The sequence below is a fragment of the Crocosphaera sp. Alani8 genome (assembly GCF_038442745.1).
Classification (GTDB): Bacteria; Cyanobacteriota; Cyanobacteriia; order Cyanobacteriales; family Microcystaceae; genus Crocosphaera.
On the sequence record NZ_JARVCN010000189.1, the window covers coordinates 1 to 6588 of the forward strand.

A 6588-nucleotide genomic window follows, 5' to 3' on the forward strand; every position below is an offset into this window, starting at 1 on the left:
TTCGATGTGTCCGCCTTAGCTATAGTGAGGGACTTCTCCCGACATTTAGTTAAAATGGTTCAGTTTACGCACTCATAATGCTTTTTTCCAGTTCTTCTCGACTCTCAAAAATTCTAAAAACTTTGTGCATATCTGTCAATTCAAGCAACATCATTACCTGCTCATTAACAGAACACAAAAATAGTTTAGCACCCTCAGCTCTGACTGATTTTAAGGATAAAACCAATGCCCCCAAACCAGAACTATCCATAAAGCTGACATTTTTGAAATCAATTACAACAACTTTGGGGTTTGCTTGTAATATTGTTTGGATTTCTTGACGAAATTTGCCACTCTTCGTTCCATCAATTATTCCACAAGGTTCATAAACTTGAAAGTATACCGCCATTGAAAATAAAACTAAGAAATTAGTATAAAAAGTTTAACAAACTTCTGTCGTTTATTTTAGCATGGAAAAGGGAAAAGCTAAACTATAAAAAACTGAGCATTTATCCTTAGAGATGTAGAAAAGAAACAGTTGATAACAAATAACTGATATCATCTATAGGAGCAGGAGCGGCTAAGTCTGATGGAATGAAAGCACGAGCCGTAACTGCAACTAAGGCCACTAAAAACATTAAAACAATTAACATTGGGGCAACGTATTGACGAAAAAATGCCATAATAATACTTCTAAAATTTATATATACTCCCCAAATTATATCAAATTAGGTTCATGTCTGCTCAATTATTTTCTCATTCACAAATTTTCATAGCAGGTATTGATGAGGTGGGGCGAGGTTGTTTGTTTGGTCCTGTGGTGGCGGCGGCAGTAGTGTTTGAAAAAGAAAATATTTTTCAACTGCAGGAAATAGGGGTTAAAGACAGTAAACAACTGTCGGCTAAACGTCGTGAAACTTTAGCAACAGAGATTAAAAATCGGGCTATTTCCTATTATATTAGTTATGCTTCTTCCCAAGAAATAGATCGCTTAAATATTCTCAATGCTTCTTTATTAGCAATGGAACGCTGTGTTAAAAAACTTTCTGTTGTTCCTCAACTTTGTTTAGTAGATGGTAACAAAAAAATTCCTAATCTTATCATTCCTCAAGAAACTATTATAGGAGGCGATCGCATCTCTCCTCTGATTGCTGCTGGGAGTATTTTAGCTAAGGTTTGGCGAGATCAATTAATCATTCGTTTAGCTGCTAAATATCCCTATTATGATTTGGAAAATAATAAAGGTTACGGCACTAAAAAACATCGTCTTGCTTTACAAAAATACGGCTCATGTTTTCACCATCGACATTCTTTTAAACTATGTTAAATTATCGCACATTAGCAGTCAGCAATCAGCAGTCAGCAGTCAGGAGTTAGAAATCAGGAGTCAGGAGTCAGGAGTTAGGAGTCAGGAGTCAGGAGTTAGGATTCATAGTTAATATTAATAATTAAACAATCTCTTTCTTCAATAATTATTTCTTTGTTTTAAATAATTTAATAGCTTAGTAAACTTGTCAGGCAAAGGGGCGATCGCTTCTATTTTTTTTGAGGTGATAGGATGGGTTAGTGTTAGTTTATGCGCGTGTAATGCTTGTCCTGATAAATTCATTTTCAGAGAACGATTAGCACTATATAAAGGATCACCAACAATGGGATTACCAAAATAACTACTATGGACTCTTATTTGATGGGTTCTTCCCGTTTCTAAGGTAAATTTAACTAAACTATAATTGCCCAATCTTTCTATTATTTCCCAATAAGTTATAGCATTTCGACCTCGTTTTTCTATAGGAACCACTGCCATTTTTTTTCTGTCCACAGGATGACGACCGATTGGTAAATTGATGATTCCTTGATTACTATTATTGTTATTTTCTTGATTACTCAAAACACCATAAATTATCCCTAAATACTCTCTTTTTGCAGTTTTATTTTTGATTTGTGCTTGTAAGTTTTGATGGGCAAAATCTGTCTTAGCAACTACAATTGCTCCTGTAGTGTCCTTATCTAGACGATGGACAATACCAGGTCTTTGTATGCCACCAATTCCTGCTAAATTAGAACAGTGATATAATAGGGCATGAACTAGGGTTCCTGTGTCGTGACCGGGTGCTGGATGAACCACTAAATTAGCTGATTTGTTAATAATAATTAGTTGCTCATCTTCGTATAAAATATCGAGAGGAATCGGCTCAGGTATAAGTTCTAAAGGTTGGGGTTCAGGGATATGAATTTGTAAGCGATCGCCTATTTTTACCTTGATTTTCTTGTTGGTACAAACTTCATTATTTAAAGTAATATTGCCTTGTTCGATCAGTTTTTGGAGATGGGAACGGGAGATATCTGTGAGATTATCCGCTAACCATCTATCCAAGCGATCGCCTTGATGTTTTACTGTTATATTTATGGTCATAAACGAATAGTTTAATTACTGGTTCCAATGAGAAATAATAAAGCCATCCTCACAGCAATACCGCTTGTAACTTGTTGTTGAATTAAACTAAAACGAGGATCATCCATCAACTCAGAACTAATTTCTACTCCACGATTAACGGGACCAGGATGTAATATCTTAACATCAGGATGGCATAATTCTAGGCGATGATGATTAATCCCGTACTGTTGATGATACTCTCTTAAACTAGGCAATAAATGATTAGTCATTCTCTCTTTTTGTAAACGCAAAGTCATGACAAAATCAGCCTTTTCTAAGGCAGGTTTCAGTTCCCAATGTAGAAATAATTTACCCTCATGAGACTCATTTTTCATCCCCTTAAACCATTCAGGAACCAAAGTTGCAGGTCCCGCTAAATGGACATCGGCACCGGCTGCTGTTAAACTCCAAATATTGGAACGGGCTACCCTAGAATGTAAGATATCCCCCACAATGGCAATTTTTTTACCTTTTAATAAAGCCAAACTAGGGCTATCAAAATCCAATAAGCAGCACAAAGTAAATAAATCTAATAACCCCTGGGAAGGATGTTCGTGTTGTCCATCTCCTGCGTTGAGAACACCAACTCCTGTTTGCAGACGATCCATCTCCTGTGCGATCGCATGGGGAACTCCTGCCTGTTGATGACGAATGACCATCAAATTTGTTCCCATGGCCAAATAGGTTTTAGCGGTGTCTAAGATAGTTTCTCCCTTGGTTAGAGAGGAGGTTCCCGGGGCAAAATTCAAAATATCGGCCGAGAGACGCTTAGCCGCTAACTCAAAACTGCTACGGGTACGGGTAGATGGTTCAAAAAACATATTGGTTACCACCACCCCTTGAAGTGCGGGAACCTTTTTTGTGCGACTAGATAACACTTCGCGGAAACTAGAAGCCGTTTGTAGTAGGGTATCATACTCGTCGACAGTCCAATCTTTTAACCCTAAAACGTGATGGCGAGTCCAAGTCATGTAACAGTTCCCATAGGCTTTGTTTGCCACCAAAACGAAACAGTAGCTTTAATATATTTTATCCTAATAATGTTGTTCTTAACTGTAACAGAGGGTAATGGAGTAAAAATAACAACGAATTCAAGTTGCAAGGTTTCCAGTGCTAGAATTAAACTAGAAGCTACAAAAAACAGTAAAATTGTGACAATTGTGTAATCGTCTATGCTAAAAGTAACCAAGCCATTCAATCAACTGTTGTGTACCTTATTATTTACCGGCGTTTGCGCCTTTTCTGTGTTGGGACAAGAAACCCCAAACAATCAACCTTCTCTGGTGTCTCCAGAAACAGGAATCGATTACACACCGTTACAAGAAGATTTACGACAACAGCAATGGTTGCGAGCAAATGAAACCACCAGAACTTTGATGTTGCAATCTACTAATCGCCAAGAGCAGGGTTGGATATCTCAAGATGAGGTGAAAAATATTGCTTGTTGGGATCTCAAAACCATAGACGATCTTTGGAGACAATACTCCGGGGGAAGATTTGGCTTTACTGTTCAGTTTCCTATTTTTGTAGAAACCGGTAATAGACCCGGACGTTTAGTGGACATAGAAGCTTATGATAACTTTGGGACTCGCATCGGATGGCGTAAAGATGGACAATGGGTACAGTTCAAATTCAATTTAGAATATGACTTAGAAGCTCCCACAGGACATCTACCTAATCCCCGTCCAGAATACCAAATTACGGGGGGAAGACTCAACTATACAGCTTTGACCCAAAGAATGGTTGATTGTGGTTTAGTGGCTTATTCTGATCCCAGAAGAATCCCAAATTATCAACCTTGATAATCATTGTATTAGCTACAATTATATCGGTTCTCATACTTGTAAGGTACAGAGGTCATCCCTTTAAGGCAGAAAGCAGGAGTTGGGATGACCTCATGAGTCCGAAAAAAGCTATAAGAGCTTGATAGAATAAAAAGGCGGATAAAACATGGTTAAGACAACGATACAAGGTTCTCGTCATCCTCTAGCAGAATATATCGATCGCTTGGAGAATGGTCAAGATTTACTCAAAGATTCACCCCAAAATGTGATAGAAGTGGTGGGGATTCTTAAAAGTTACGGGGTTATTTTAGATGAGTATTCCAATAACTTAATTTATATCGCTGACCATCAATTTTTAATTCTGTTTCCCTTCTTTAAATACTTCAATGGGGAATTTTCTATCGAAAAGTTACTACGGCATTGGAACCATAACCGCACTAACTTTGAATATGCAGAATATTGCATGAAATCAATGATGTGGCACGGTGGAGGCGGCTTAGATGCTTATTTAGATACATCAGAATTTAGAGATAATGTTGAACAGGTTATTAAAGCCCAATTTAAACACAACTTTTTTATGTTAACCCTGCACAAAATATTTCCAGAATTCTTACCCGAACAGATGAGAATGATGGCTTATTATAGTGGTTTAGGGCAGTTTTGGCGAGTAATGGCTGATATATTTTTAGACCTTTCTGATCGCTACGATAGAGGTGAGATTAGCTCCATTCCCGATGTGGTTCAACACATACTAGATGGTTTGGTGAAGGATGCAAATAAGCCAATCACTTATGAAGTGAAAGTTAGAGAAAAAGTCTACGAAGTGTTACCTAAAGCGGCGAAATTAACCTTTTTAATGGACACAGCAGTTCCTTATGTGGAGGCAATCTTTTTTAGAGGAACTCCCTTTCCTGGAACAATCTCTTATAATGCTCAATCCTATCAAATACCCTCAGAACAATCTATTTTTACCTACGGTGCGTTATACGCTGACCCTTTACCCATCGGAGGTGCAGGGATTCCTCCTACCTTATTAATGCAAGATATGAGACATCATTTACCAGAATATTTACACGAAGTTTACCGTGAAAGTTTTCGGCAAGAAGATGACTTATTAGTACAGATTTGTCAAAGTTTTCAGAAGTCCATGTTTTGTGTAACAACCGCCGCCATTAAGGGACTAGCACCCCATCCTTTAGACACAACAAATACGGAAGAAAAACAAGAAAATCGCTCCTATTTAGAAGGGTGGATGGATCGTTTAAAAACCTCACAAATACTTATCGTTAATCAATAATTTACTCAAGTAGGTAATACCTACTTTTGAAAATTTATGAATTTATGTAATTAAAGCTTATGGATTAGTTACAGAAATTAAAAAAAAGACTCTATACAAAATAATTAATTCAAGGGATAATCAACCCAGGATAGAAGTCTAAACTAAGTAGGAATGGATATTTTTCCCCATGAAAAAATTAATCGAAGGACTACAAAAATTCCAAAGTGGTTATTTTAGTTCTCACCGTGAACTATTTGAAGAATTATCCCACGGACAACACCCTCGTATCCTTTTTATAACTTGTTCTGACTCTCGCGTTGATCCTAATTTAATTACACAAGCAGAAGTTGGGGAAATTTTTGTTATTCGTAATGCCGGAAATATTATTCCTCCTTTTGGTGCAGCCAACGGTGGGGAAGGTGCGGCTATAGAATATGCTATTTCGGCCTTAGATATTGAGCAAGTCATTGTTTGTGGTCATTCCCATTGTGGTGCCATGAATGCGTTATTAAAATTGAATAGTCTACAAGAAAAAATGCCCTTAGTTTACGATTGGTTAAAGCACGCGGAAGCCACCCGCAGACTGGTACATGACAACTATAACAATTTAGAAGGGGAAGAACTTTTAGAGGTAACAGTCGCAGAGAATGTCTTAACCCAACTAGGAAACTTGCAAACTTATCCTGTGATACATTCTCGTTTGCATCAAAGAAATCTAACCTTACATGGTTGGATTTATCGCATCGAAACAGGGGAAGTTCTAGAATACGATCGCGAGTCACACGATTTCATCGCTCCTCAAAGTTCCATCATGGCCACCGAACCGGAATATAATTTCCATCCTAGTTGTCATATTCCTGGGTCTACATACTTTAAGGTTCCTGCAAATACTACAGCCAGCAGAAACAGTGAAAACGGTCATAATGGGTCTTCTTTCCCAGCATACGAACAGCTTAGTGTAGAACAAGCACAACGAATCTATCGAGATTCTCACTGATAACTAAGGGGTTAATCTGAGTTCGGTGTTAAGTCGTTTTCGAGGGGATAATAGGTCTTGAACCTGGCGTGGGGACACGAATACCTGAAAGCCTTACCAGATGACGAAAAGAGGC

Annotated in this window: 8 protein-coding genes; 4 read left to right on the forward strand and 4 right to left on the reverse strand. The window is 37.8% G+C overall.

Annotated elements, in window-relative coordinates; all coding sequences use genetic code 11:
- Positions 1-64: 64 nt before the first annotated feature.
- Positions 65-388 (reverse strand): STAS domain-containing protein, encoded by a 324-nt coding sequence (locus P9B04_RS12185; protein ID WP_342055261.1) that lies wholly within the window; start codon positions 386-388, stop codon positions 65-67.
- A 106-nt stretch (positions 389-494) separates the two neighbouring features.
- Positions 495-662, reverse strand: a complete 168-nt coding sequence (locus tag P9B04_RS12190) for a hypothetical protein (RefSeq protein ID WP_342055262.1) — start codon at positions 660-662, stop codon at positions 495-497.
- Between the two features lie 53 nt (positions 663-715).
- On the opposite strand from P9B04_RS12190, the gene P9B04_RS12195 reads away from it, so the two are divergent.
- Positions 716-1306, forward strand: coding sequence for a ribonuclease HII (locus P9B04_RS12195; protein WP_342055263.1), 591 nt, complete (start codon positions 716-718; stop codon positions 1304-1306).
- Between the two features lie 138 nt (positions 1307-1444).
- Here the strand turns inward: P9B04_RS12195 and P9B04_RS12200 are convergent, their stop codons facing one another.
- Entirely contained in the window at positions 1445-2392 is a 948-nt protein-coding gene (locus tag P9B04_RS12200; protein WP_342055264.1) for an RluA family pseudouridine synthase, read from the reverse strand.
- An 11-nt stretch (positions 2393-2403) separates the two neighbouring features.
- Entirely contained in the window at positions 2404-3384 is a 981-nt protein-coding gene (locus tag P9B04_RS12205) for an aspartate carbamoyltransferase catalytic subunit (RefSeq protein ID WP_342055265.1), read from the reverse strand.
- A 201-nt stretch (positions 3385-3585) separates the two neighbouring features.
- Here P9B04_RS12205 and P9B04_RS12210 point away from each other — a divergent pair, with 201 nt between their 5' ends.
- From P9B04_RS12210 to P9B04_RS12220, 3 genes are all read left to right on the forward strand, one after another.
- Positions 3586-4215, forward strand: coding sequence for a GUN4 domain-containing protein (locus tag P9B04_RS12210; RefSeq protein ID WP_342055266.1), 630 nt, complete (start codon positions 3586-3588; stop codon positions 4213-4215).
- A gap of 148 nt (positions 4216-4363) precedes the next feature.
- Positions 4364-5494, forward strand: a complete 1131-nt coding sequence (locus P9B04_RS12215) for a CO2 hydration protein (RefSeq protein ID WP_342055267.1) — start codon at positions 4364-4366, stop codon at positions 5492-5494.
- Positions 5495-5663: 169 nt separating this feature from the next.
- On the forward strand, positions 5664-6473 hold the full coding sequence (locus tag P9B04_RS12220) for a carbonic anhydrase (RefSeq protein ID WP_342055268.1): 810 nt from the start codon (positions 5664-5666) through the stop codon (positions 6471-6473).
- Positions 6474-6588 lie beyond the last annotated feature (115 nt).